The sequence below is a fragment of the Bradymonas sediminis genome (assembly GCF_003258315.1).
GTDB lineage: Bacteria > Myxococcota_A > Bradymonadia > Bradymonadales > Bradymonadaceae > Bradymonas > Bradymonas sediminis.
The window spans coordinates 2,199,667-2,224,349 of the sequence record NZ_CP030032.1 but is presented as its reverse complement, the minus strand read 5'-3'; the positions used below and the strand labels follow the sequence as shown (position 1 = coordinate 2,224,349).

Below are 24,683 nucleotides of genomic sequence, written 5' to 3'. Positions count from 1 at the left end.
GTGCACCAATTTGGGTGCTGTGACGGAGGTATGATGTCTCGTGATATAAATGAAAATCTGGTCCCGATCGAAAGTCGTGAGCAGTTAGTTGAATATTTTGCGGCTGGTGAGAAGCCCCGCGAAGAGTGGGGCGTCGGGACTGAGCATGAGAAATTCATGTTCCGTCGCGATAATTTCGAGATGGCAAGCTATGACGGCGACGGCGGGATTGGCCAGATTCTAGCGCGTCTTCGCGACGATAAAGGCTGGGAGCCCGCCTACGATAACGGCGATATCGTCGCGCTTGAGCAGCGCGACCCGGACGGCAAGGTCCGCGCGATTACGCTGGAGCCCGGTGGGCAATTCGAGCTGTCGGGCGCCGTTTATAACACGGTCTACGAGACCGCCGACGAGCTGGACTCTCATTTCGAGTTAATGCGCGAGATGACCGCGCCCGACGGCGATAATCCGGGTATGGAGATGGTCTGTTGGGGCGCAAACCCCTTCTTTGACCGGCCCGAAATCCCCTGGATGCCGAAGTCGCGCTATAAAATCATGCGCGAATATATGCCCAAGCAGGGCGACCTGGCGCACTCGATGATGAAGCAGACCTGCACCGTGCAGGCGAACTTCGACTACGCCACCGAGTCCGACGCCTCCGAGATTATCCGCACCTCGCTTTTAATCTCGCCAATCGCGTCCGCCATCTTCGCTAATAGTCCGTTCATCGCCGGCGAAGACACCGGCATGCAGACTTTCCGCGGCCATATCTGGACGCGCACCGACCCGGCGCGCTGCGGCTGGCCTGAGTTTATGTACCGCGACGATTGGGGCTACGCCGACTATCTCGAGTATATCCTCGACGTGCCGATGTTCTTCATCGCGCGCGACGGAAAATATATTAATAAGGCCGGCGACTCCTTCCGGGATTTCATGAAGAATGGTCACGGCGAATATAACGCGACCATGGGCGACTTCGAATTGCACCTGTCGACCGCGTTCCCCGAGATTCGGCTGAAACGCTTCGTCGAGATTCGCGGCGCCGACGCCGGTCCGCGCGACCATATGGTCGCCATGCCGGCGCTTTGGAAGGGCATCCTCTACCACGAGCCGGCGCGCAAACGCGCCGCCGACCTGCTGGGGAAGGTCGACCCGACCAGCCACGCTCAGCTCTTCCACGACGCGTACAAGCGCGGCCTCAAAGCCGAGAGCGCGCAGGGCACCGTGCGCGAGCTCGCCGGCGAGCTGCTCTCGATTTCGGCCGACGGCCTGGACGCCATCGCCGACGCCCAGGGGCATCCCTCCGAGCGCCTGCTGCTGGCGCCGCTTGAAGAGATCGTCAACACCGGCAAATCCCTGGCCGACCAGCTCCGCGATGACTGGGAGAGCCTGGACGGTGACCGCCAGAAATTGGTGGAGAAGTGGGCATTCTAAACGCATCGGCCATGCGGGGTGGGCCCCGAAGTTGCTTCATACGGATCGCGCTGAGCATCATCGCGAGCGGGGTATTCTTCGTGGCGCCCACCGTTGGCGGGGCCGCCGACCCCGGGTCGGCTGCCGAATCCACGTCTTCGGACGAGGCGATGAACCATCCCACCCAAACTCAGGCCGCGCTTTATCGCGAGGCCCGCGCGCTCCTCGACGCCGACCCGGCGCGCGCCTATCAGATCGCCATCAGCTTGGACGCCGATTCCGACGCGCTTCGCCGCGTGCCGGAGCGCCGCCTCGATCTCATCGCCCAGGCCGCCGAGCGCGCGGGGATGGTCAGCGAGGCCGTCGAGGCACTCACCGCATTGGCGGGCGCGTCCAAGCTCCCGATGGACCGCCTCTACGCCGAGGTGGAGCGCGGCGAGTTACTCTTTTTGCAGGGGCGCCTCGACGCTTGCGAAGACGCGATCCGCGTCGCCGGCAGAGCCGCCTCTAAAATCGACAAAGATACCGCTCAATCGCGCTATTTTATCGGGCGCCTCTGGCGTCTTCGCCACGACCGCGCGCAGGTGCTCGCCGGCCGGGCGAAAGACGCCGCCGAGGCGAATACGCATCGCAGTGAGGCGCGCAAAGCCGCGCGCGTTCTATTGCTCGACTTTCCGGCAGAGGAATCCGCCCGGCGAGAGGGCTTGAGCTTGAGCGAAGATGACCTCGACGACGCCGAGTTATTCACGCGCGCGCGCACCTTATACGCTCATTGGTCCTACCATGAGTCGCGGCGTATCTTCTCGGATTTGCTCAAGAATCCCGCCTATGAAGGGCGATCGAAATGGTATCTTGGGCACCTCGCCCTCAATAAACTTCGCGACAACCCCGGGCGGGCTGAGGCGCTGTTTTCGGATCTCGCCGAGAACGGGCCGTACCGTGAAGAGTCTCTCTATCAGGTCGCCCGCGCACAGATGAATCAGGAGCGCTACGCCGACGCTCTCGCCACGCTCGAGACCTACCGCGAGCGCTACCCGCGCGGCGCGCACACCGAGTCGGTCTATTATTATCGCGGCTGGCTCCCCTACGACCACCGCGAGAACGAAGCGGCGGTCGAGGGCTTTAGGAATTACCTGGCGCGCTACGGAAAACGCGTCGGCCGCGCGTCCTATGTCTACGGCTTTTTGGCCTGGACCTATATGCGCATGGGGCAGTGGCAAAACGCGGTCGAGACCTACGCCGAGATGAAGTCCTTCGGCAATATGTTAGTGTGGGGCAAGGCGCTGTATTGGCAGGCCTACGCCTTGCACGAGCTTCAAAAAGACGACGACGCCATCGCCGTTCTGGAAACCCTGCGCGCGACCTATCCGGTGACCTATTATGGGATGCTCGGCGAGCAACTCAGGGCGCGGATAGTGGGCGAGGATGAGCGGGCATCAAAGGTCTGGTGGCCCGAAGACGGGGCCGTGGTCGGCGCGCCGAAGCACGCGAAGACCATCGCGGATTTCGAACTTCGCGGGCTCTCCAAAACGACCGCCGAGGCCTGGTCGACGGTGCAGGACCTGGTGGCGCTGGACGAATTATCCCGGGCGCGCGATGTGCTTTCACCCATCCGCGACCGGCTTACCCGCAGCGTGAAGCCTGCCGAGCGCGACGCCTGGACCCACGCGCTGGGCAAATATATCGAGGATTTTCACCCGATGTGGGTCGCCGCGACCGGCGGGAGCATCGCGGCCAACCCCCGCCCGCCCAAACCCGGTACTTTGCGCGCCGAGATGGCCTATCCGCGCGCCTATGAGTCGGTGGTCCGCGACGTGAGCGCCGAGTTCGACCTGCCGCCCGAGCTGATGTGGTCCATCATGCGCCAGGAGAGCCGCTATCGGCCCGCCCAGATCTCTTATACCGACGCGGTCGGCGCCCTGCAGATGATCCCGAAGACCGCGCGAAAGGTCGCGCGCGACCTCGACATCACCTATAACCCGCGCACCTTTCCTAAGCCCTCGGTCGGCTTTCGCTATAGCGGCTATTATCTGCATAAGCTCCTCGAAACCTTCGACGGGCTGATCGTTCCGACGGCTGCCTCCTATAATTCGGGGCCGCAGATCGTCGCGCATTGGTTTCGCCAGAACCCGGACGCCTCCTTTGCCTGGCTGATCGAGGAATTTGCCTATAACGAGGGGCGAAATTACGCGCGCAAGGTCGCCGAGCATATGCTGCGCTATCTCTATCTCTACGAGTCGGACCCGCAGCGGCGCGGCCAAATCCTGGACCAATTATTCCCCACCTCGCGGGCAATTCAATTGCCCGACGATGTCGGTTATTAACCAAGCATTTATGGCATCACTCTAACCTGAACGGATATTTATGAGCGACGTTTTTCAGAAGGAATATCACCCCGAATCGCTGCAGGAGAAGTTGAAGACCTATAGCGCGGACCCGATGATTCGGGTGGTGATGATGCCCAAGGATACCAACGCGCTGGGCTCGATTTTCGGCGGCGTTATCCTCAGCCAGCTCGACCTCGCCGCGGGCGAAGAGGCGCGAAAGACCGCGGGGCGAAACGTGGTCACCAAATATATCAACGGGGTGGACTTTATCGCGCCGGTCAAGATGGGCGATTGGGTGAGCTTCTTTACGCGCACCGAGAAGGTCGGCAACACCAGCGTGGTGGTGCGTGTGCTGGTCGTGGCGCATCGCGGCGCGCGGCGCGCCCGGCTCTTCGAGGTCACCGAGGCCGAGCTGGTCTTCGTGGCGGTCGATGACGCCGGCAAACCCGCGCCGATTCTTCGGGCGACCTGAGCCGCGTCACTGCGCGATTGCCCCAACCCGGCGCCGCGTGGCATACTCGCCACGCATAAGCTAATGACATTATTTGAACCTCGATATTACGCAGGGTGCATTATTATGAAGCAGCTTTTGGACTCGGTTTCGGTGGCTTCTTTGGGTCGATTGTCGCGTAACGCCGTGGTTGGCGGCGCTGCGGCCGTTCTTTTGATCGGTTGCGCCGCGGCGCCCGACGACGTGGCGAAAGACTCAGAGCTTAGCCGCACGGCGCAGCTCAAGCCGCGCTCCGAGACCGTCGGGCATATCCATGAGGCCAATCAGGCGTCGCTTCGCGATTGTTTTGAGGCCGGGCAGGGCGAGGGCGCGAGTGAGGAGTTGACGCGCGTCGAGGTCGAGGTGCAATTGCCATCTTCGGGGACTCCCTCGAAGGTGCGCGTCGTCAATCGCGACGTGGTCAGCCCGGAGGTTGGCACCTGCCTCGAAGAAATGATCGGAGGCCTCCAATACGGAAAGTCCGACCACGGCGCGACCTATTATCAGACCTTTATTTTCGACGCCAAATCCGACGCCGTCGCCTTCGAGGAGCCCATCAGCGCCTATCAGCGATGGGGTTTGACGCGCGAAGAAGTGCGCGATGTCTTCATCGCCCACGAAGACGAGATCGACCAATGCTACGAATTGGCGACCGAAAAGCCCACCGGGCGCGTCGTGCTAAATATATCGATTCGCGTGGCCGGGCCGCCGGAGCGCGTGGGCATTAAATCCTCGACGCTCGAGAGCCCCCAGGCCGAGAGTTGCCTGGTCGAATCGGTTATGACCATGGAGTTCCCCGCCCCGCGCGGAAAAGGCATCACCATCCGCGAAGTGCCGCTCCATTTTAACCCGCAGGAGGGTTGGAGAAAGCCCAAGCCTAAGCGCGTGAAGCACTCGCATTAGTAGAGCCACGCCTCATTGGCGTGCGACTCTTTACCTGCGTCGTATTAATCTCCCAACGATGCTGTTTAGCTTGCGTTGGGTTTTAATCTTTCGCTGGTGGGAGCCGCATTTGACTTCCAGGGTATATTTCCCGCCGTCAGAGACGTAGAAGCCGGAGCCGAGTTCGGCTCCGCCGCGTTTTTCCGTTTCGATCGCGCGGTCGTATTCAACAAGTGCTTGCCAGATATCGAAGCGGCTTAGCGTGTAATTATGCGCCTCGTAGGATGCCTCGCCGGTGCCCTCTACGCTGAGAAACCAGGTGTTGGTCTCAAAGCCCATTCCGTAGTCAATATAGTCCGCCGTAATCTTAACCTCGCTCGGGTCTCGGTGTAGGGCCTCGGTGCACGGCCCGACCACGACACCCCGCTGAAGTGCGATCCACGACTTCAACGGGGTCTTGAAAGCCCAGAGGTTCAGCGCAACCGCAACGACGATGGCGCTCGAATATACGATCTTTTTAGTCGATGTATTAAACATAATATTTCTTCAGGTCGTGGGGGCCAAACAACTTTAGGTTGTGCATCTTCTCGGCTTTGCGCTGTGCCATATCCACGGTCAGCCTCGCGGCCAGGCAGGGTAAGTCGACCTGCCTCCGAATACTGTGTATTCCCAGGCCGCGATTTATCTCACGACCATCCTCGCCGTCCCACTTCGCCCAAACGTCTCCGGGTTATACATCTCCTCGGCCTTGGTCGGCGGCACGACGAACTCACCGGGCGTTCTCGCCCGCGTCACATAGCTATACTCAAACACGCCCGCACCCAAGATCGGCGCGAACGCCTCGGCTCGCTCGTCGCGCAGGTTCTGGTGCTCGTACCAGGGGCGATACCACCACCAATAGGGGCTGGCGGGTTTGGCCGCGTTGGTGTCCTCGGGCACGGCCTCGGTGACCGCCAACGCGGGGTTGAGCGGCTCGAGCCCGGCCGGCAGCGGGTCGACCAGCGCGACGTGGTAGCGGCGCGCCGGGGCGACCATGGTCAGGCGCACGCGCACCCGGCTGCCGTTTTTGACCTCCCAGGTGCCGTCTTCGCGCTGGGTGACGTCTTCGGGGTTGTCGACGCCCTCGTATTGGCGCTCCACGGCGAAGCCATAATCCGCCGCGTCGACGCGCAGGGATTTTAGCGCGTAGTCCATGCCAATGCGGTAGTAGAGGCGGCCGTCGCCTTTCTTTTGGATGACGAGGTTCGCGGCGTCTTTGCCGGTCTTCTCGATCACCGACTTCATCGGGATGCTCGCGTTTTTATAGTCGGTGCTACGTCCCTTGAAGTCGTGCCCGCCCACGAAGCCGTCGCCCAGCCAGATATTTGCGACAAAGTCGGGCGTTTGCTTCTCGTAGGCCTGGAAGTAGCGGTCCAGCGCCAGCAGGATGAAGACGTTCTCCTGGGTGTTGAGCCAGTGGCCGCGTTTGCGCCCGCTCATTAGCCCGCGCACGATCTTCGCGATGAGGTCGCTCTTGGGCTGAGTGGCGATCCAGGCGTCCATGAGCACCGCGTCGGTGCGCCGGCTCGAGTGCATCAGCACGTGATCGGTGCCGCCATAGGAGGACGTGAATTGGGCGGCAGCGGCGGTCTCGTCGACCCGATTCTGCAGGAAGCGCGTTAACTCCGCGACGCGCTTGTCGGCGCGCGTGTCGTCGGCGAGGGTGGTCATCAGCCAGCCGATGGACTCCAGCGAGAGCTCGTCGACCGGCTTCTTCGCCGCCAATTTACGCGCGTCGGCGTGGACATCTTCGCCCAGCAGGTCCAGCACATAATAGGCGTAGGCTTTGACGGCGTTTCGGGCCAGCTCAGTGTAGCTGCCGGGGATATAGCGCTCGATCTCTTTGATGTGGCGAATCGCCTGGGCCAACATGCGGTCGGGCACCGCGAAGCCTTTGCTCTTCGCGCGATGCAGCGCGTGGGTGATATGCACCTCGACGAAGGGGTAGCGATAGTTGTCGCGCGAGGACCACAGGTAGAAGCCGCCGTCGCCGCGCTGGAGTTTTTGAAGCTCCTTAATGTCGCGGTCGACCGCCGCAATCAGCTCGTCCTTTTTAGGGAGCTTCTCGGACTCAAACGCCTGCAAGACGTCGCGAAGCGCCGCGACGCCCATCACCCGCGATGCGATCTGCTCGGAGCAGCCAAAGGGGTAGTCGACCAGGTAGATCAGCGCGTCGGTCAGCGACTGCAAGGCGGTCGATGAGGTCGTGACCTCCATGCCGCCAAATTGGCTCAGCGCGTCTGAGGGCGCGGAGATCGGCTGGGTCATCATTGCGCCGTCTTTGTCGACGGTGCCGTAGGTGGCGAAGCCCTCGGTGGTCGCCGGCGACCACACCGGCAGCTCGTTTGTCGCGGCATCCGACCAATTGCCCGATGCCGTAGCGACCTGAATCACCGCCTCGCCGGCCATCTCGGTGACTGCCTTAAAGCGAACCTCGACGCGGTCATTGGCCGGGACTTCGATGAGGCGCCCCGGGTTCTCGCCGAGGCGAAGATTCGACGCACGCGCAGCGATCTTCACCTTCATCGCCTTATCGGTCTGATTCTGCACGACCACCGGCATCTCGATGCGGTCGCCGAAGTTTAGGAAGCGCGGCGGCGAACGCCTCACCATCAGCGGGAGTCGGGCGGTCAGCGTCGACTCGCCCTTGCCGAATTGATCATCGCCTGCCACCGCGACCGCCATCAGGCGGTAGCGCGTCAGATTATCCGGCAGCTTAATGCGGATGCTGGCTTCGCCATTGGCCGCGGTGCGAACCATCGGCGAGAAGAGGGCGAGGGGGCGGAAATCCGAGCGAAGAGCGATGGGCTTGGCCTCTGCCGACCCGCCTAAACCGCGCGCGCTCCCGGATGCAGCGTCATTCTTGCTCATCGCAGACGACTTTTTCATCATCTTGGGCGCCATGGGGGCGGCTTCTGCGCGCGACTCAAGCCGCTCGGCGGGCGCCTCTTCAAACTCCATATCATCGAGATCTTCGGCGCTCAGATCCCCGCCGAGCTCAATCGCCTTCAGGTCGTTGAGCGTGGCGAGCAAGAGGTAGTCCTGCAGATAATAATCATCGACGAGGGTGGGTTTATGCGGGTAAAACGAGCTGATCGGGTCTTTGAGGGTATAACCGCTGAGCGCGAGGATTGCCTCATCGACCGCGACGACCGCGATGGTGGCGGCGTCCACGGGCTTGCCGTCGGCGTCGCTGACCTTGAGGTTAATCTGGGTCTGTCCGCCCGGCGCAAGCGCGTCGACCTGCGGGGCGACGTCGACGGTGAGGACGCGTCGGGCCGGCGGGACTTTGAGGGTAATCGAACCCGTCGCATAGGCGGGCATCTTGGGCCCATTATTATCCCTGGCGGCGCCGGATTTTTTGCCGCGCGGCATGCTGCCAACCAGATCAATTTGGACCAGGACGTTGGGGTAATCCGCCTCGCTGACGGCATATTCGAAGGTATGACTCGTCCCCTCGAATTTAACGCGCTCGCGCGACACGATGCCGTTTTGGCGCACGCTGATAAGCGCTTCGGCGTCGGTAAATGGCGCCTGAAGCAAGAGGCGCGCGGTGTCGCCGGCGGCGTAGGTTTCTTGCTCGGGGATGATCTCAACGGCGAGTTTTTCGGCGTCGCGATTCGGCGGCGCTTCGCCGCCAGCGACCCAGATGCGCATCTGGGTCATATTAGGCCGACGGTTTTGGTCGTGGGTCAGCGCGCTGATGCGCCACGCGCCGCCGCGCTCGGGTCTAAACTCACAGGTCTGCGGGGTCGCGTCCGAGGTCAACTGGCAGGTTTGGGTGTCGCGCTCGATCTCCTTCCAGGCGCCGTTCTCATAGGCCCAGTCGATGCGCGAAGCGCTGATCTCGACGGGGCGCTCGCTCAGCAGATTGCCGTCGATATCGCTGACGATGGCCTCAACCTCGATGACCTCTCCCTGGCCGACAAAGGCTTTGTCGCTGCGAACGCCCACATAGGCTCGCGAGGGATGCACGAGCATCTCGGTCGAGCTCGCCCAGGTCTGGCGGTTGACGTCGGTGACCGCGCCGCTTGCCGAAACCGTATAGGGGTAGGGCGGGCGGGCCTGGTCGAATTGAATCTCGAGATGATGCTCGCCGCCGGCGTCGGTATGCCCCTCCCAATGCTCGACTTTGCCGGATTGATTACCCCACGGGTTATAGGAATGCGACATGGCGACCCACCAGGGCTGCCAGCGCCCGAAGACATAATCGCTCTGGCCGGGCGGGGTATAGCGACTTTCTCTGGCGCTGATGGTCCAGTTCACCGGGGCGCCGCCGAGTCCGCCGCCGGCATAATAATGGGCGTCGAGGCTCAGCTTGCTTGTCTGATTGATCAGGTGCGGCCCCTCGGATTTGGAGGTGACGACCTCGAATTCGGGGCGGCGAAACTCCTGGATCTGGAAGCCGTGGGTGGTTGAGCCGTAGACTTTGCCGTTACTCGTGCTGAGCTGGATTCGGGCGTACCCAAGGTTCACGCCGTCGGGGAGCTCAAAGCTCAGGTTAAACCCGCCGCTCTTGTCGACCTTGGCCTTGCCGGAGGCAATCTTGTTATTGCGCGGGCCGCTGACCTCGTAGTCGACGGTTTTTGCCTCGCTCAACATGAGCGACGCTTCGCGCGATGAAGTGGAGAGGCGCACCCAACCCTTCACGTTGACCGTCTCGCCGGGCTGGTACATGCCACGGTCATCAAAGACGTGCCACAGAATTCGCGAGTATTTGCTTCGCTCGACCCAATTGCTATTCCCATAGCTCCACATCGTGGAATATTCGGGCAAAAACGCCCGGTCGTTGCCACTTTGGGCGAGCAGCAGGTTGCCCGATTGTGTTGTGGGATGGTCCGGCGAGCGCTTCGGGAGCGTCAACGCTCCAAGGCCATCTTTGCCGGTATTTTGGGTGGTCTTCGGATCGTGGAGAAACGAGAGTTCAACCTCGTTAAGCGGCGTCCCATCGGCCAGGTTCGAGGCCCAGCCGAGAAGTTCTTTTCCGGCAACCTGGGCATCCAACGCGATATCGGTGCTCTGGACCCACGTGATGATTTCACGGTTTCGATAGGAGTTGCGGCCCGGCGTATCCTCGGTCTCGGTTGGCTTGATCATCAAGACCAAATGGCCGTAACCATCTGCGCTGAGCAGCTCGCGAAGGTCGATGGAGGTATGCGTCAGGACGTCCTCGACGGAGTCGATCTTCAACTTCTCGTCGAAGACCAGCTTGCCCGGCGCCGGGGTCTTCTCGTCTCGGCGCTGGTCGCGCAAAAACTGCAGGTAGAGATGCCAGTCGGCCGGCTCAACCTCATAGGCGCGCACGCGCATCTCATTGTGATTGATGCTATAGACCGGGAAATGCCCGTTAAGCGCGGGGTCAAGCACCTTCATGATCCCGGAGGCCGCGCCCAGCATGGGCCGCGCCTTGCCGACATGCAGCGTCAACGTGGTGTCTTTGCCCAGGGTCTGTCCGTGCTCGTCCTTGAGCGCTGCGTCGACCGTGACTTTGTAGGTGCTGCGCGGCTTGCTGATGCCGTTGACGAAGATGCCGTGGCGGTCCGCGCGAACCTCCATGCCCGGCAGCGCCGGCTCGACGCTGACCATATCGGGCGAGAATGCCTCGGTATTGAGCGGGTTATTGGTGCTGAGATACCAACCCTGGCCGGGCGGGCATGGGTGCGATTCGGTGCAGCCGTGCTGCGTAATATAGAGCGCGTCATAGGTTGAGAATCGATATTGTTGGGCGGCAGGTGTGAGCTTGGGGCCTTCGGCCGACGGCGCGCCTTCCATCACTTCGATGGTGACTTGCGTGGCGGCCGGCAGCGCGTCGACCGGCTCGAATGCGAGCCATTGCCCCGGCGGTGTCTGCCCGACCAGACGCGATATAATCGCGTTGTCTTTGATCTGCGTGTCGCTGAGTTTATGGACCGCAAAGGTCTTATCGCCGGCGACCAGGCGCACTGATTTGATGAGCTCGTCGGGCGCTACGCGCTGGTTAAACCCCAGAAAAATCGCGGGCTTAAGGAGAACGCCTCGGCCGCTTGGGTAGGCTTGAGTTACCTTGACTTCCGGGAGATCAAAGCCCCAGTCCTCGGTGGTTTTCAGCGCGTTGCCCGTCGCGGACTTAAGCGCGGGATCGACCGTCACCTTATAGTCGGTCGCCATCGGGAAGCGCTCGCCGGCGGGCTCAAAGAGGGCCGTGCGGGTGCCGACCCAACGCCACGCGCCCGCCACGGCGGGCTCGATGGTAGCCGGCACGGTCTTGGCTGCGTCGGCCTGACCGCTCACCGCCACGACCGGCTGTGAGAAGGTCAGGCTCAACTTCGGCGCGAGCGGCAATTCGCCCTCGGGCGCAAAGCGATGCAATTCCATCGGGCCGTCGGTCGCGCCGGCCGGTGGTGCGAGCGACTCCTCGGGCGGGAAGGCAGTCTGAATCGTGTCGCCGGTGCGCGGCGCGGGCATGGAGCGCTCGCGGAACGCGAAGTCGGTTTGCTTCGACTTCTCGTCGGGAAGCGCCGGCAGGCGCCCGAGCAGCTCGGTCGTTTCCTCGGCCGACAGCGCCTTGCCCTCCACCAGGCGCGCGCCGGTGACCTCTTCGGGCGTCTCCTTGGCCTCGCGCAGCGTGAACGACAACCCCCCGGGCGCGTTCTCATCGACCTTGAACTCCTCGAGCGGCGCCGCGGTCTCGACCGGCTTTGAGTCCGCCGGCGTCTTATTGCTGCAACCCGCCGATAAAAGCACCGCCATGCACCACACAGCGCTCCAGCGAATTGACATATTAACCTTGGAACGTTTCGGGTCGGACTTCATTATTTATTTCTCTTTCGAAAATTTTGAAAATAGCGGGGTATCGTTAATTACCGGGGCTAATAGCATTTGATGCGTGTTTGGTGCGTGTTTGGTGCGTTTTTGATTCGCGTCGGACCGGGGACTCCTTGCTTTCTCAGAGATCATCGCTTTCCGAGAGTTTGTGTTTTTCCGAATAGCCGTTGCTATGCGGGGCTCACCCCCGGTTCCAAAGGTGTGGTTCCGCTTCGCTCCACCACACGTCGCTACGCTCATTAAAAACCTCACGAATAACCGTTGTTAATAAGCGCAGCGCCGTCCCGCGTAGCGGGACCTCTGTAACCGGGGGTGAGTCCTCAAACGGGCAACGCACACCGGATATTAAGGGGCATTCGAGACGCCACGAACCCCCGCAACGCAGGGAGCCCCCGGAGGCGTCGCGAACCCGAGAAAACCACCATCCACCACACGTCGCTTCGCTCATTAAAGGCATCGTGAAAACAAGGCAGCCAATGAGCGTAGGCGAAGCCGCAGCGCCGTCCCGCGTAGCGGGACCTCTGTAACCGGGGGTGAGTCCTCAGAAGGGCAACGCACACCGGATATTAAGGGCCATTCGAGACGCCACGAACCCCCGCAAAGCAGGGAGCCCCCGGAGGCGTCGCGAACCCGAAAAAACACCATCACCTCACGGCCACCTCGCCATCACCTCACGATCACCCGCGCCGTCCCCGTGCGCCCAAACGTCTCGGGGCTATACATCTCCTCGGCCTTGGTCGGCGGCACCACGAACTCGCCGGGGGTCGTCGCCCGGGTCACGTAGGTATATTCGTGCACGCCCGCGCCCAAATACGGCGCGAAGGCTTCGGCCCGTTCGTCGCGAAGGTTCTGGTGCGAATACCACGGACGGTACCACCACCAATAGGGGCTGGCGGGTTTTGCCGCGTTGGCGTCCGCGGGGATCGGCTCGGTGACGGCCAGCGCGGGGTTAAGCGGCTCGAGCCCCGCGGGTAGCGGGTCGACCAGCGCCACATGATAGCGCCTCGCCGGCGCGACCATCGTCAGGCGCACCCGCACGCGGCTGCCGTTTCGGACCTCCCATGTGCCGTCTTCGCGCTGGGTGACGTCGGCCGGGTCATCAACGCCTTCGTAGCTTCGCTCAACCGTGAAGCCGTAATCGGCCGGCTCCAGCTTGAGTGATTTGAGCGCGTAGCTCATGCCGATGCGATAATACAGACGACCTTCGCCGTCCTTCTGGATGACCAGGTCCGCGGCCTTGTCCTCGCCGCTCTTCTCAATCAACGACTTCATCGGGATGCTCGCCTTTTGGTAATCGTTGCTGCGTCCCTTAAAGCTGTGGCCGCCGACGAAGCCGTCGCCCAGCCACATATTCGCGACGAATTCCGGCGTGGTCTTCTCATAGGCCTGGAAATAACGGTCCAGCGCCAGCAGCACGAAGACGTTCTCCTGGGTATTTCGCCAATGCCCGCGCACGCGGTGGGCGAGCAGGCCGCGCACCAATTTGGGGATGAGGTCGCTCTTGGGGTGATTGGCGATCCAGGCGTCCAGCAGGATCGCGTCCGTGCGCCGAAGCGAGTGCATCAGCACGTGGTCGGTGCCGCCATAATCGGTGGTGAATTGAGCGTTGCCCGAGGTCTCATCGACCCGGTTTTGCACATAACGCGTCAGTTCTTTGACGCGCGCGTCGGCCTCCGGTGCGTCTTCAAGCGTATTCATCAACCAGCCAATCGCCTCCAGCGAGATCGCCTCGCCCGGCTTCTCGTTCGCCAATTCAAGCGCTTTGGCGTGGACGGATTCCCCCATTAAATCAAGCACATAATAAGCGTAGGCCATCACGGTGTTGCGGGCCAACTTCGAATAATGGGCCGGAATATAGGCGCGAATATTATGCAGAAAGGATTTCGAGCGATTCAGAATCGCGTCGGGCACCTCAAAGCCTTTGAGCTTCGCGCGCTGCAGGGCGTGGTTGATATGCACTTCGGTGAAGGGATAGCGGAAATAGTCGTAGCGTGACCACAGATAGAAGCCACCGTCGGGGCGCTGGAGCTTGCCCAGCTCGACGACATCGCGCTCAACGGTCGCGATGAGCTCGGCCTCGCTGGGGAGCTTCTCGGCCTCGAAGGCTTGCAAGACATCGCGAAGCGCCGCGATGGCCATGATGCGCGAGCCGATCGATTCGGCCGACTCATAGGGGTAATTCGCCAGGTAGAGCAGGGCGTCGGTCAGCCCCTGCAGGGCGGTCGAGGAGGTCGTGACCTCCAGGCCGCCGAATTGGCTCAGTGAGTCCGAGGGCGGGGCGACCGGCTGGGTCATGATGGCGCCGTTTTTATCGACGGTGCCGTAGGTCGCGAACGCCTCGGTGGTCGCCGGCGTCCACACCGGCAGCTCGTTGGTGGCGGCGTCCGCGGCGCTGCCCGAGGCCGCGGCGACCTGAATCACCGCGGTGCCGGCCATATCGCTGACCGCCTTAAAGCGCACCTCGACGCGGTCATTGGCAGGGACTTCGACCAGGCGCCCCGGGGCTTTTCCGAAGGTCAGGTTTGCCGCGCGCGCGGCGACTTTTACCTGCATCGGCGCGTCGGTCTGGTTTTGCAGAACGACCGGCAGCTCAAAGCGGTCGCCGAAGTTCAAGAAGCGCGGCGGCGACGGGCGAACCATCAGCGGAAGCCTCGCCGTGAGCGTGGCTTCGCTCTTGCCGAATTGGTCGGCGCCGGCCACCGCGACCGCCATCAGGCGGTAGCGGGTGAGGTTGTCTGGCAGCGCGAGCTCGACCTGCGCTTCGCCCTTGGCGTTGGTTTGCACCGCCGGCGCGAAGAGCGCCAACGCGCGGAAGTCCTTGCGCAGCGCGATGGGCGCGCTCGCCGGGCCAGAGGCGCCTCCAGCCGAGCTATTCGCCATGGCACCCAACGCCATCTCCATCGGCGCTCCGTCCATCTCTGCCATCGCGCCGCCGCGTGCTGCTGGCGACGGCCTCGGCCGATCCATCATCGGCGGCGGGGCCATGCTGCGTTTCATCTCCGCGCCGCCGAAACCCTCCGCGTTTGCCGCGGCTTCCTGGGCTTCATCGGCCGTGGCGAGCAACAAATATTGCTGCAGATAGAAGTCCGTGACGTTGGCCGGCTGATCCGGATAGAAGGACTCGATCGGATCCGCCAGGGTATAGCCGCTGAGCGCCAAAATCGCCTCGTCCACCGCGACGATGGCGACCTGTGAGTTCGCCACGGCTTTGCCCGCGGCGTCGGTGACTTTGACGTTGATATGGGTCTTCGCGCCGGGGTTCATGCGCGCCTTCTCGGGCGCAATCGCGACGTCGAGCGTGCGGTTCTTCGGCGGCACTTTAAGCGTCAGTTGACCGCTCGCGTAGGCCGGCTTCGCCGGAGCGTCCGGGCGCGCCTCGCCGCTTTGCGTGGTGCGCGCCTCCTTGCCGACCAGGTCCACCTGGACGTGGACGTTGGGATAATCCGCTTCGGAGATCGCGACCTCAATCTGGTGCGATTGCTTTTTGATGCGAAAGCGCTCTTTGGAGACGACGCCGTTTTGGCGCACCGTCAGCAGCCCCTCGGCGCCCGGGAAGGGCGCGATGACCATGAGCTTGGCGCGCTCGCCGGCCTCATAGCTCTCTTTTTCGGGGATAAGCTGGACTTCGCCTTTTTCCATCGTGCGCGACGGCGGACGCTCGCCGCCGCCCACCCAGACCTGGGCCTGGCTCATATTCGGGCGGCCGCGCTCGTCCAGGGTTGTCGCGGTGATCTTCCATTGCCCGCCTTTTTCGGGCTTAAAGGTGCAAGTCTGCGCCTCCTCGGCCGAGGTCAGCGTGCAGGCGAGGCTTTCGGCGTCGACTTCTTTATACGTGCCGTTTTCATAGCGCCAATCCATGCGCGTCGCGCTCACCACGACCTCTTTTCCGCTGAGGATATCCCCCTCGAGGTTGGTGACGATCGCGTCGATCTTAAAGGGCTCACCCTCGCCGACATAATTGGTCTGGCTGCGAATGCCGACATATTGCGCGCTCGGGTGCACCAACAAATGCGTGGACCCGCTCCAATTCTGCCGGTTCACGTCACTGACCGAGGCGCTGGCATCCACGACCATCGGCAATGCCGGGTTGGCCTGGTTGAATTTGATCTTCAGGTGCTGTTCGCCCGAGGCGTCGGTGTGGCTTTTGAAAGACTCCGTTTGGCTCGGGTTATCGGTGTTCGGGTGCCAGTGGAACCACCAGGGGCGCCAGCGACCAAAGATGAAATCACTGTGGCCGGGCGGTGTATAATTGCCCTCTTGGCTGCTCACATTCCACGCGACCGGCGCGCCGGTGAGCGCTCCGCCGGCGTAGTAATTCGCCGCCACGCTCAACGTCGAAGTGCTGCCGATAAAATGCGGCTCGCCGGATTGCGACACGCTCACTTCGAATTCGGGGCGGCGGAATTCCTGAATCTTGAAGCTGTGATAGGCGGTGCCGGGAGTGCGCGCCGCTTCGGTATAAATCGTCACCATGGCTTGGCCGAGGTTGACGTCGTCGCTTAATTCGAAGTTGAGGTCGAAGCCGCCGTTCGCGTCGACCTTCGCGCTGCCCTCGCTTAATTGATTGCCCCGCGGCCCGCTGACTCGGTATTTGACGGTGCTGATATCGACCATGCCCAGGCGGTTCTCGCGCGTCGGCTTTGCCTCGCGAAGCCACCCCTTGATATTGACGGTCTCGCCGGGTTGGTACATCCCGCGATCATCAAAAATATGCCAGAGGAGTTGGACGTTTTCAGGCTGCTGAACCCAGTTGGAGACCATGCCCGCCCAGGTATGTTGGCGCTCGGGCAGCATGGCGACATCTTCGCCATGCATGGCGATCAGGATGCGACCGGCATTCGGGCTTTTGCCGGCGGAGCCGACCTTCGGAAGGGTCAGGTTGCGCAGTCCAGTGGCGTCGGTTTTTGCGACGTCATCCCCCGTGTGGGAGAGCGAAATATCGACGCCTTTGAGCGGCGCGCCGTCTTTGAGCCGCGACGCCCAGGCCAGCAACTCGCTGCCGCTGACAAACGCGTCCAGCGCGATGTCGGTCGCCTGCACCCAGGTCAAGATATCGCGGTAGCCGCGGTAATAACCTGGTCGCGATGGCGGCGGCTCTTCGTCCGACTTCTCTTCGGTGAGCATCACGACAAGTTGACCGTGACCATTTTCGTTGAGCGCCTCGCCAAGGTCGATAAGCGTGTGCGTCATCTCGTCGGGCTTGGAGTCGATCTCAACGACCTTATTGATGACCAATTTGCCCGGGGGCGTCGCGCCGCCGTCGCCGTTGTTGCGGTAGCGGTGTCGCTGATAGGTGAACGCCAGGTATTTTTCCCAATCGGCGGGCGTGACCCGATAGGCGCGCAGGCGCAGCTTATCGTAATTGACGCTGAAGATGGGGAAATGCCCGTCGAGGGCCGGGTCCAACACGCTCATCGCGCCGGCAGACGAGCCAAAGATGGGATAGGCCGGGCCAACATCAAAGGTCAGCTCGGTGTTCTTTCCGAGCGTTTGGCCGAATTTATCTTTGAGCGAGGCGTCCAGCGTAACCTTATATTTGGTGCGCGCTTTCGAGTTGCCTTTGATATAGAGCGCGCCGTGTTGAGCGCGGATCTCAACGCCCTCAATTTCGGGGCTGATGCTGACCTTATCAGCCGAGAAGTCGTCGTCATCGAGGGGATTATTAAAGCTGATATACCAGCCCGCGCCCGGGGTGCAGGGGTGAGTCGAATCGCAACTCTGGCGCAACACGCGAAGCGGATCATAGGTGCGGAAATTACCGGCAGTCCCGCCCTCACTCAGCTTGGGCCCCTCAATCGACGGGGCTCCTTTAGCCAGATTGATCTGGATGGTGGTCGCGGGTTTTAGCTCGCGGGCGGGGCGAAACGCGACCCAATGTCCCGGGCGCGCGTTATCGATAAGTCTTGGTACGACCTTATCCGTCTGAATCTCGGCCTCGCTGGCCAGGAGCAACTCGGTGCTCGCGTCATTGGCGAGCAGGCGCAGCGAGTCGAGGATGTTGGTCTGGTCGATCTTTTGGTTAAACTGCATAAAGATCAGCGGCTTAAGCGGCTGAGTCGTCCCGGTCGGATGCGCGCGAACGACCTTGAGCGCGGGCGTCGAGAAGGTCCAGCTCTCGGCCTGATTTAACTCATTTCCGGTCGCGGACTTTAGCGCCGGGTCGACCGTCACCTTATAATCGGTCGCCATCGGAAAGCGCTCGCCAGTCGGCTCAAAGAGCGCGGTGCGCGTGCCAATCCAGCGCCACTTGCCGTCCACGGCCGGCTCGATCTTTACGGGCACGGTCTTCGCGGCGTCTTCCTGGCCGCTCACCGCGACCACCGGCTGCGAAAAGGTCACGCTTAATTTAGGCGCGAGCTCCACGTCGCCGTCGGGGGCAAAGCGCAGCAGCTCCATCGGACCGTCGGTCGCGCCCGGAGGTGGAGGGAGCGTGGCGTCTGGCGGAAAAGCGCTCTCAATGGTCTCGCCTGGGCGCGGCGCGGGCTTGGAGCGCGCGCGAAACGCGAAGTCCTTCTGATTTGCCGCCTCATCGGGCAATGGCGGCAAGCGCCCGAGCAGGTCTGCGCGCTCCTGGGCCGACAACTCCTCGCCGGTCACCAGTCGCGGCCGAATCAACTCCTCGTTGGGCGCAGTTGTCTCAGATAGCGTAAAGCTAAGACCTTCCGGGGCATTTTTATCCATCTTATATTCCTGGGGTATCGACGAGGCATCCGTCGCGATCGGATGCGCGTCCTCGTGCTTATTCGAGCTACACGCGCCCAAAAAAATCATCGCCTGTGCGGCCACGCAAATCATGGCGCCCCAGCGGTTGGATAGACGGAAACCTGATTTTGTCGGGTCGGAGTTCATGAGGTTTTTCTCTTCAAATATTAATCGAAAATTATGAGATATTCTTGTGCCGCAAACCGCGCCGTGTCGATCAAAGAAGGGCGCCCACCCATCTAAACGCCGCCAGCACAATTTGGATCTTAATTACCTACAAATAGCTAAGCGGAGCAAGTCCTCGGCGCCGACCTTGCTTTGATAGGTGCTGCCCAGGCTATTCTAGGAAGTCCACGTCTTAATGCAGTGGTTTAGGTTTGGACAAGCGGGTTCCCCTGGTCAGACTGCGCCGGTCTTCTTCACGCCGAGGCGGTTTGGCTTGGGCAACTGGGTGAGTGCCTGGTCGCGGGTATGCCGGGTAGGGCGAAGCGTTTTACAGTGAGTTGAGTATGGCGTCGCAAGGTTAACAATCTGGCAAAGCGTCGTCTATGGCAATGGAAAAGCGCGCTTATTTCAACCTCGACGCCCGGGCGGCGCAGGCTTCGCCCCCAAACCCCGCCGCGCTCGACGCGCTCGAGCGGGCGCTGGGCGCGCCATTGCCCGCGGATTTCAAGGCGCTCTACGCCGCGACAGGCGCAATCAAAGGTCTTTTTAACGGCTTCGACCTGCTCTCGGCCGAGGCATGCGCCACCGAGCACGCCAATTGGATGGCGATCTACGAGGATTGGACCCTGGATGACCTGCAAAGCTGTAGCTCGGCCGACCCCGGCATCCATCCGGTCTATTATATGCCGCGCTGGATTCCATTCGTGGATCGGATCGGTGGAGATTATCTGGCGATCGACCTGGGGCCGACCGAAGAGGGCACCTACGGCCAGATCATCGCCGCCGGGCGAGATACCGACCGCAAGCGGTTGCTCGCAAAATCGCTCACGGAGTTTTTGGCCAAGGCCGCGACCTATGACGGCTCCCGGGGCCACGCCCTCTACGGGGTATTCGGCGAGCTTGAGCAGGCGTGACGCTGCATGATTTACTTCGCGCACGGTCGACACTAAGACTGCGAGCCCTGGTCTATGCTAAAGACTAGATAGGGCCGGTTGGCCCGGTTTCGCTTCTCTATTATGTCCAAGGTTATCGTGTCATTTGAATCATTAAAGCTGCCTGAGTATCTGCTCAACACCCTGAAGAATAAGGGGTATGCAACGCCAACGCCTATCCAGACGTTGGCGATTCCGCGTGTCCTCGACGGGCAAGACGTCATCGGGGTCGCGCAGACAGGTACGGGCAAAACGGCCGCGTTCGCGTTGCCGATTATCATGCAATTAAACGCCGCGCCCACCGACGACTTCGACCCGCAGGTGCTGGCCGTCGCGCCCACCCGCGAACTCGCCGTGCAGGTCGCCGCGGCGTTCGCGACGTACTCTAACTTGTCGCCCCGCAAAATTCGCGTGGTCTCGGTGATCGGTGGCGTGGACCTCGAAGACCAGAGCCGCGCGCTCAGCCGCGGCGCCGACGTCGTGGTCGCCACGCCCGGCCGGCTCTTGGACCTATTGGAGCGCGATTGGCTCTGCCTCTCGCGCGTGCAGACGCTCGTCCTGGACGAAGCCGATAAACTGCTCAACCTGGGCTTCGCCGACGAACTCGACGCCTTGCTCAACGCGTTGCCCGTGAATCGCCAAAACCTCTTATTTTCTGCGACCTTTTCGCCCAAAGTAGAGGGCCTTTGCGCGCGCTTCTTAAGCGACCCGGTGCGCGTCGAGGTCGAGGGCGAAGAGCCCACCGTCGAGAAGATCACCCAGCGGGTCTTCGAGGTTGATTCACATGCCCGACGCCCGCTGCTGCAGCACCTGCTCGAGACCGAGGATTGGAACCAGGTCCTCGTCTTCGTGGCCACCAAGGTCAAAGCCCGCAACCTGGCCAGAAAGCTCACCAAGGCAGGGTTCGCCGCGATCGATTTTCACGGAGATTTGCACCAGGACCAGCGCACCGACACCCTTGAGGGGTTCAAAAATGGGAAGAACCGCGTCCTGGTCTCCACCGATATCGCCGCGCGCGGCATCGATATCGACAAGCTCTCGTGTGTGGTGAACTTCGACCTGCCGCGCTCCCCCAATGATTATGTGCACCGCATCGGGCGAACGGGCCGGGCCGGCGAAGAGGGCGTGGCGATTTCGTTTATCGACCACGACTCCGCCGCTCATTTTAAGCTGATCGAGAAACGCGCAGGCGTGCGCCTTAAGCGCGAGCAACTCGAGGGCTTTGGGCTCACTGGCGAGGCGCCGGCGCCCCAAAAAGGTGGCGCGCCTGTGAAGGGGAAACGCCCGAGCAAAAAAGACCGTTTGAGGGCGGCAGCCGCGGCGAAAAAACGCTCGAAATAAGCCCCCCACCAGCGAAGCTAGTCTTGCTCAACAATTTCGAGCGCGCGCTCCAGCGCGCGCTCGACGTCGCTCATCGAGAAGACGCGGCTGAGTCGCTCAAATTCGCGGCCGTACACAAAGACCAGGATGGTGGGGAAGGCCAGCACTAGATGTTGGCCGGCGATGGCCGGGTACGCAGTGGTGTCGACCCGCGCCGCGCTCACCGCGCGCGCCTGCACCTGCGCCGAAACCCGGTCGAAGAGCGAGACGCCGACGCTGCAGCTCGGCGGCGTAAAATACACCAGCAGTACCTCGTGCTCGCTCTTTAACGCGTCGAGTTGGGCTAGGCTTGAGAGTTCGATCATCTTTTAGTCCAATTCACCCGCAATATTTCGCTGCAAATACGCGCAACGCTCTTCGCGTTGGGCGTGCGGATCGGGGTAGAGGGCGAGGGCGTGCATTAACTTCGGCACGGCGGCCTCCAGCGTCATTCGACCGCCGGAGATTGCGCCGGCTTCGGCAAGTTGGCGGCTGTTTTGGTAGAGATCCAGGTCGACGGTGCCGTAGCATTGGGTGATGACCAGCACCTCGATGCCCATCTCAGTCGCGCGTTTGACCGCCGGCGCAAGCGAGCCCTTTTCGCGCGGCACAGTCCCGGAGCCAAAGCCGGCGATAATCACGCCGTGGGGAGGCTGGGGCATGCCCAGGAGCATCTCGAGCATCTGGGGTTGAAAGCCCGGCGTCATATTGATGGCCAGGACTTGCTCCTCAAATCGCGCGTCCGGCGCAAACGGCACCCGCGGACGCCGAATATGCTCGCCGAGGTCGATATCCACGCCCAATTTGGCCAGCGCCGGGATGCCCGGGCTGTCAAACGCGCGGTAGTCGCGCGCGTTGCTCTTGGTGCTGCAACAACCGCGCAGCAGCAGGCCGTCAAAACAAATCGCGACCTCCGGGACGTCGCGCGTTGCCATCTCCACCGCGTCGACCAAATTGCGCCGCGCGTCGGTGCGCAGCGACGCCAGCGGGCGCTGCGCGCCGGTCAGGATCACAGGTTTGTCCAGGCCGACGAGCGCGAACGCCAGGGCGCCGGCGGTATACGCCATCGTATCGGTGCCATGGACGATGACGAAGCCGTCATAATCATCATAATGCGTCGTGATTTCGTCGCATAAAAGGGTCCAATGCGTCGGCCCCAGGTCGCTGGAGTCCAGGTTTAGCACGATGCGCGTGTCGAGCTGGGCGATCTTCTCCAGCTCGGGCACGGCCTCGGTGAGCACGCCGGAGTAGGCGTCGGGCAAAAGCGGCGGCCCGGTCATGCCCAGGGTACCGCCGGTGTGCAAAAGAAGTACGCGTTTCATAAACTGCTCAATCGATAGAATCACTGCAATGACAGACCGGGTCTATCTATCACTTCACGACCATCCTCGTCGACGCACTTCGTCCGAATGTCTGCGGGTTATTTCTATTGCTCGCCAAATTTGACGGGAAGCTTTAGTCTTTCGTTCTGGATCATTTGTACTCGCTAGAGCCAACACCCTCACCAAGTAAAATCGATGAAACCTCTCAAACCTTGGCGTTCATATGAAAAGCAATTGCAGCGATTGCAAGGACGCGGTTTGCTGGTTGAGGATGTGGCGGCTGCAACGGATTATTTGCAGCGCATTGGTTATTATCGTTTAAGTGGATATTGGTATCCACTACGCGTCATCGACGCATCAGACTCTGAGGCCCGACAGAGGCTAGATGAGTTTATGCCGGGGAGCCGTTTTGAGGATGTGGCGCGTTTATATGTCTTCGACAAAAAATTACGACTTTTGGCGCTTGATGCATTGGAACGTATCGAGATGGCTGTGCGCGTCGATGTCGCCTATCTGCTTGGAAAATATGACCCATGCGCGCATGAATTGCCCAAATACCTGCATGGCAATTTCGCAAAAAAGAAAATGAGAAACGGCCGAACAAAACACGAGTTATGGTTGTCTAAATATGAAAGGGCACGCCAGCGCGCTCGAAAACAACCATTTATCGAGCATCACGCCCAAGAATATGGCGGTTCACTCCCAATTTGGGTCGCCATTGAAATTTGGGATTTCGGCTTATTGTCACACTTATTTGCCGGGATGCAGCATCACGATAAACAGATTATCGCTGAAAATTATGGCGCTCCGGATGGGCAGGCTTTTGCACAATGGCTGCGAAGTTTGAACTTTATACGCAACGTGGCGGCTCACCACAGTCGACTATGGAATATCAATGTTCCAGAACTTTCAGCTAGCCCGCCAACTTGGCCGAGAGCACTGCGACATGAGCGACCATTTTTCTATTTCTGTATTATGCAGCAATTGCTGAAAGTCATCTGTCCGACCTCTTCGTGGGGTCAGCGGCTACAGCGATTGCTAAACGAGGAGTTCCCAAAACGCTTTGATTTAGACGGTCTGGGTACTTTTGAGAACTGGGAAACGTGGTCGCTCTGGCAGTAATATAAGGTGGGCAAATGAGAACCGACGCGTACACAAAAGATGTGCAGAGGCGTCGGTCATATTGCTTAGGACTATAGAATCATCTGCCTTAGAGTCAAGCTAGATTGCCCTTTAGAGGCAAAATTAGCCTCCCCGTTGGCAGGCATTCCCTATTTCACGACCATCCTCGTCGACGCACTTCGTCCGAATGTCTGCGGGGCTATACATCTCCTCGGCCTTGGTCGGCGGCACCACGAATTCACCGGGTGTGGTGGCCCGGGTGGTGTAGGTGAACTCGTGCACGCCGGCGCCCAATAGTGAGCTAAACGCCTCGGCCCGCTCGTCGCGAAGGTTCTGGTGCGAATACCAGGGCCGCGACCACCACCAATAGGGCGTGGGCGCTGTACTCGCATGCGGATCTTCGGGCACCGCTTCGGTCGTGGCCAGGGCGAGGTTAAGCGGCTCGAGCCCGGCGGGCAGGGGATCGACCAGGGCGACATGATAGCGACGCGTCGGGGCGACCATCGTCAGGCGCACACGTACCCGGCTGCCGAGCTTGACCTCCCAGGTGCCGTCTTCGCGCTGGAAGACGTCCTTCGGGTTGTCAACGCCCTCGTATTTTCGATCGACCGCGAAGCCATAATCGGCGGCCTCCTGCGCGAGTGATTTAAGCGCGTAGCGCATGCCCAGGCGATAATAAAGGCGGCCCTCACCGTTTTTCTTAATGGTGATATCGGCGGCCTTCACGGTCTTGTCGACCACCGCTTTCATCAGGACGCTCGAGTTTTGATAATCGGCGCTTCGGCCCTTAAATGCGTGTTCACCGACGAAGTCGTCGCCGAGCCAGATATTGGCCACAAAATTAGGCGTCTGCTTCTCGTAGGTGTCGAAATAGCGGTCGAGCGCCAGCAGGATAAAGACGTTCTCCTGGGCATTATTCCAGCGCCCGCGGGTGCGATTTGTCTGCAAGCCCTTCACGATTTTTGGGATGAGGTCGCTCTTTGGCTCGGTGGCGATGAGCGCGTCCAAAAGGACCGCGTCGGCGCGGCGATTCGAATAGAGCAGCAGGTGCGCGTCGCCGCCATAAGAGTTCACAAAATGCGCGGCGCCCGCGGTCTCGACGACCTGGCATGCCCCCGGTCTTTCGGACACTAAAATAGAAGCATTT

At 61.2% G+C, this 24,683-nt stretch carries 13 protein-coding genes; 7 read left to right on the top strand and 6 right to left on the bottom strand.

Annotated features, from left to right (window positions below):
- Positions 1 to 30 precede the first annotated feature (30 nt).
- The 4 genes from DN745_RS08430 (at position 31) to DN745_RS08410 (ending at position 5,112) form a co-directional block, all read left to right on the top strand.
- Positions 31 to 1,413, top strand: a complete 1,383-nt coding sequence (locus DN745_RS08430) for a glutamate--cysteine ligase (protein WP_111333809.1) — start codon at positions 31 to 33, stop codon at positions 1,411 to 1,413.
- Between the two features lie 11 nt (positions 1,414 to 1,424).
- Positions 1,425 to 3,716, top strand: a complete 2,292-nt coding sequence (locus DN745_RS08420) for a transglycosylase SLT domain-containing protein (protein ID WP_133621991.1) — start codon at positions 1,425 to 1,427, stop codon at positions 3,714 to 3,716.
- A 40-nt stretch (positions 3,717 to 3,756) separates the two neighbouring features.
- Positions 3,757 to 4,191 carry an acyl-CoA thioesterase gene (locus tag DN745_RS08415; protein WP_111333806.1) on the top strand — a complete coding sequence of 145 codons (435 nt, stop codon included), beginning with the start codon at positions 3,757 to 3,759 and terminating at the stop codon, positions 4,189 to 4,191.
- A 105-nt stretch (positions 4,192 to 4,296) separates the two neighbouring features.
- Positions 4,297 to 5,112 carry an AgmX/PglI C-terminal domain-containing protein gene (locus tag DN745_RS08410; RefSeq protein WP_162687549.1) on the top strand — a complete coding sequence of 272 codons (816 nt, stop codon included), beginning with the start codon at positions 4,297 to 4,299 and terminating at the stop codon, positions 5,110 to 5,112.
- Between the two features lie 30 nt (positions 5,113 to 5,142).
- Here the strand turns inward: DN745_RS08410 and DN745_RS08405 are convergent, their stop codons facing one another.
- From DN745_RS08405 to DN745_RS08395, 3 genes are all read right to left on the bottom strand, one after another.
- Positions 5,143 to 5,628: a hypothetical protein gene (locus tag DN745_RS08405; protein WP_111333802.1), complete on the bottom strand. Its 486-nt coding sequence runs from the start codon at positions 5,626 to 5,628 to the stop codon at positions 5,143 to 5,145.
- A 144-nt stretch (positions 5,629 to 5,772) separates the two neighbouring features.
- Positions 5,773 to 11,889 (bottom strand): Ig-like domain-containing alpha-2-macroglobulin family protein, encoded by a 6,117-nt coding sequence (locus tag DN745_RS08400; protein ID WP_162687548.1) that lies wholly within the window; start codon positions 11,887 to 11,889, stop codon positions 5,773 to 5,775.
- Between the two features lie 711 nt (positions 11,890 to 12,600).
- On the bottom strand, positions 12,601 to 18,783 hold the full coding sequence (locus DN745_RS08395; protein ID WP_111333798.1) for an Ig-like domain-containing alpha-2-macroglobulin family protein: 6,183 nt from the start codon (positions 18,781 to 18,783) through the stop codon (positions 12,601 to 12,603).
- A gap of 401 nt (positions 18,784 to 19,184) precedes the next feature.
- Here DN745_RS08395 and DN745_RS08390 point away from each other — a divergent pair, with 401 nt between their 5' ends.
- Both DN745_RS08390 and DN745_RS08385 read left to right on the top strand, forming a co-directional pair.
- Positions 19,185 to 19,715 (top strand): SMI1/KNR4 family protein, encoded by a 531-nt coding sequence (locus tag DN745_RS08390; protein ID WP_111333796.1) that lies wholly within the window; start codon positions 19,185 to 19,187, stop codon positions 19,713 to 19,715.
- 117 nt (positions 19,716 to 19,832) lie between these two features.
- Positions 19,833 to 21,074 (top strand): DEAD/DEAH box helicase, encoded by a 1,242-nt coding sequence (locus DN745_RS08385; protein WP_204355120.1) that lies wholly within the window; start codon positions 19,833 to 19,835, stop codon positions 21,072 to 21,074.
- Between the two features lie 17 nt (positions 21,075 to 21,091).
- Here the strand turns inward: DN745_RS08385 and DN745_RS08380 are convergent, their stop codons facing one another.
- Both DN745_RS08380 and DN745_RS08375 read right to left on the bottom strand, forming a co-directional pair.
- Entirely contained in the window at positions 21,092 to 21,418 is a 327-nt protein-coding gene (locus DN745_RS08380) for a thioredoxin family protein (protein ID WP_111333794.1), read from the bottom strand.
- Between the two features lie 3 nt (positions 21,419 to 21,421).
- Positions 21,422 to 22,414 (bottom strand): asparaginase, encoded by a 993-nt coding sequence (locus DN745_RS08375; RefSeq protein WP_111333792.1) that lies wholly within the window; start codon positions 22,412 to 22,414, stop codon positions 21,422 to 21,424.
- 195 nt (positions 22,415 to 22,609) lie between these two features.
- On the opposite strand from DN745_RS08375, the gene DN745_RS08370 reads away from it, so the two are divergent.
- Positions 22,610 to 23,536, top strand: a complete 927-nt coding sequence (locus DN745_RS08370; RefSeq protein WP_111333790.1) for an Abi family protein — start codon at positions 22,610 to 22,612, stop codon at positions 23,534 to 23,536.
- A 123-nt stretch (positions 23,537 to 23,659) separates the two neighbouring features.
- On the opposite strand, the gene DN745_RS08365 is transcribed toward DN745_RS08370, so the two are convergent.
- The gene (locus DN745_RS08365) at positions 23,660 to 24,667 is read right to left on the bottom strand and encodes an alpha-2-macroglobulin family protein (RefSeq protein WP_111333788.1); all 1,008 of its coding nucleotides are present in this window, start codon (positions 24,665 to 24,667) and stop codon (positions 23,660 to 23,662) included.
- Positions 24,668 to 24,683 lie beyond the last annotated feature (16 nt).

Coding starts and splice junctions, on each gene's coding strand:
- DN745_RS08430 (WP_111333809.1), top strand. CDS start 31: ATGATGTCTCGTGATATAAATGAAAATCTGGTCCCGATCGAAAGTCGT.
- DN745_RS08380 (WP_111333794.1), bottom strand. CDS start 21,418: ATGATCGAACTCTCAAGCCTAGCCCAACTCGACGCGTTAAAGAGCGAG.
- DN745_RS08415 (WP_111333806.1), top strand. CDS start 3,757: ATGAGCGACGTTTTTCAGAAGGAATATCACCCCGAATCGCTGCAGGAG.
- DN745_RS08405 (WP_111333802.1), bottom strand. CDS start 5,628: ATGTTTAATACATCGACTAAAAAGATCGTATATTCGAGCGCCATCGTC.
- DN745_RS08400 (WP_162687548.1), bottom strand. CDS start 11,889: ATGTCAATTCGCTGGAGCGCTGTGTGGTGCATGGCGGTGCTTTTATCG.
- DN745_RS08395 (WP_111333798.1), bottom strand. CDS start 18,783: ATGAACTCCGACCCGACAAAATCAGGTTTCCGTCTATCCAACCGCTGG.
- DN745_RS08420 (WP_133621991.1), top strand. CDS start 1,425: ATGCGGGGTGGGCCCCGAAGTTGCTTCATACGGATCGCGCTGAGCATC.
- DN745_RS08375 (WP_111333792.1), bottom strand. CDS start 22,414: ATGAAACGCGTACTTCTTTTGCACACCGGCGGTACCCTGGGCATGACC.
- DN745_RS08390 (WP_111333796.1), top strand. CDS start 19,185: ATGGCAATGGAAAAGCGCGCTTATTTCAACCTCGACGCCCGGGCGGCG.
- DN745_RS08370 (WP_111333790.1), top strand. CDS start 22,610: ATGAAACCTCTCAAACCTTGGCGTTCATATGAAAAGCAATTGCAGCGA.
- DN745_RS08410 (WP_162687549.1), top strand. CDS start 4,297: ATGAAGCAGCTTTTGGACTCGGTTTCGGTGGCTTCTTTGGGTCGATTG.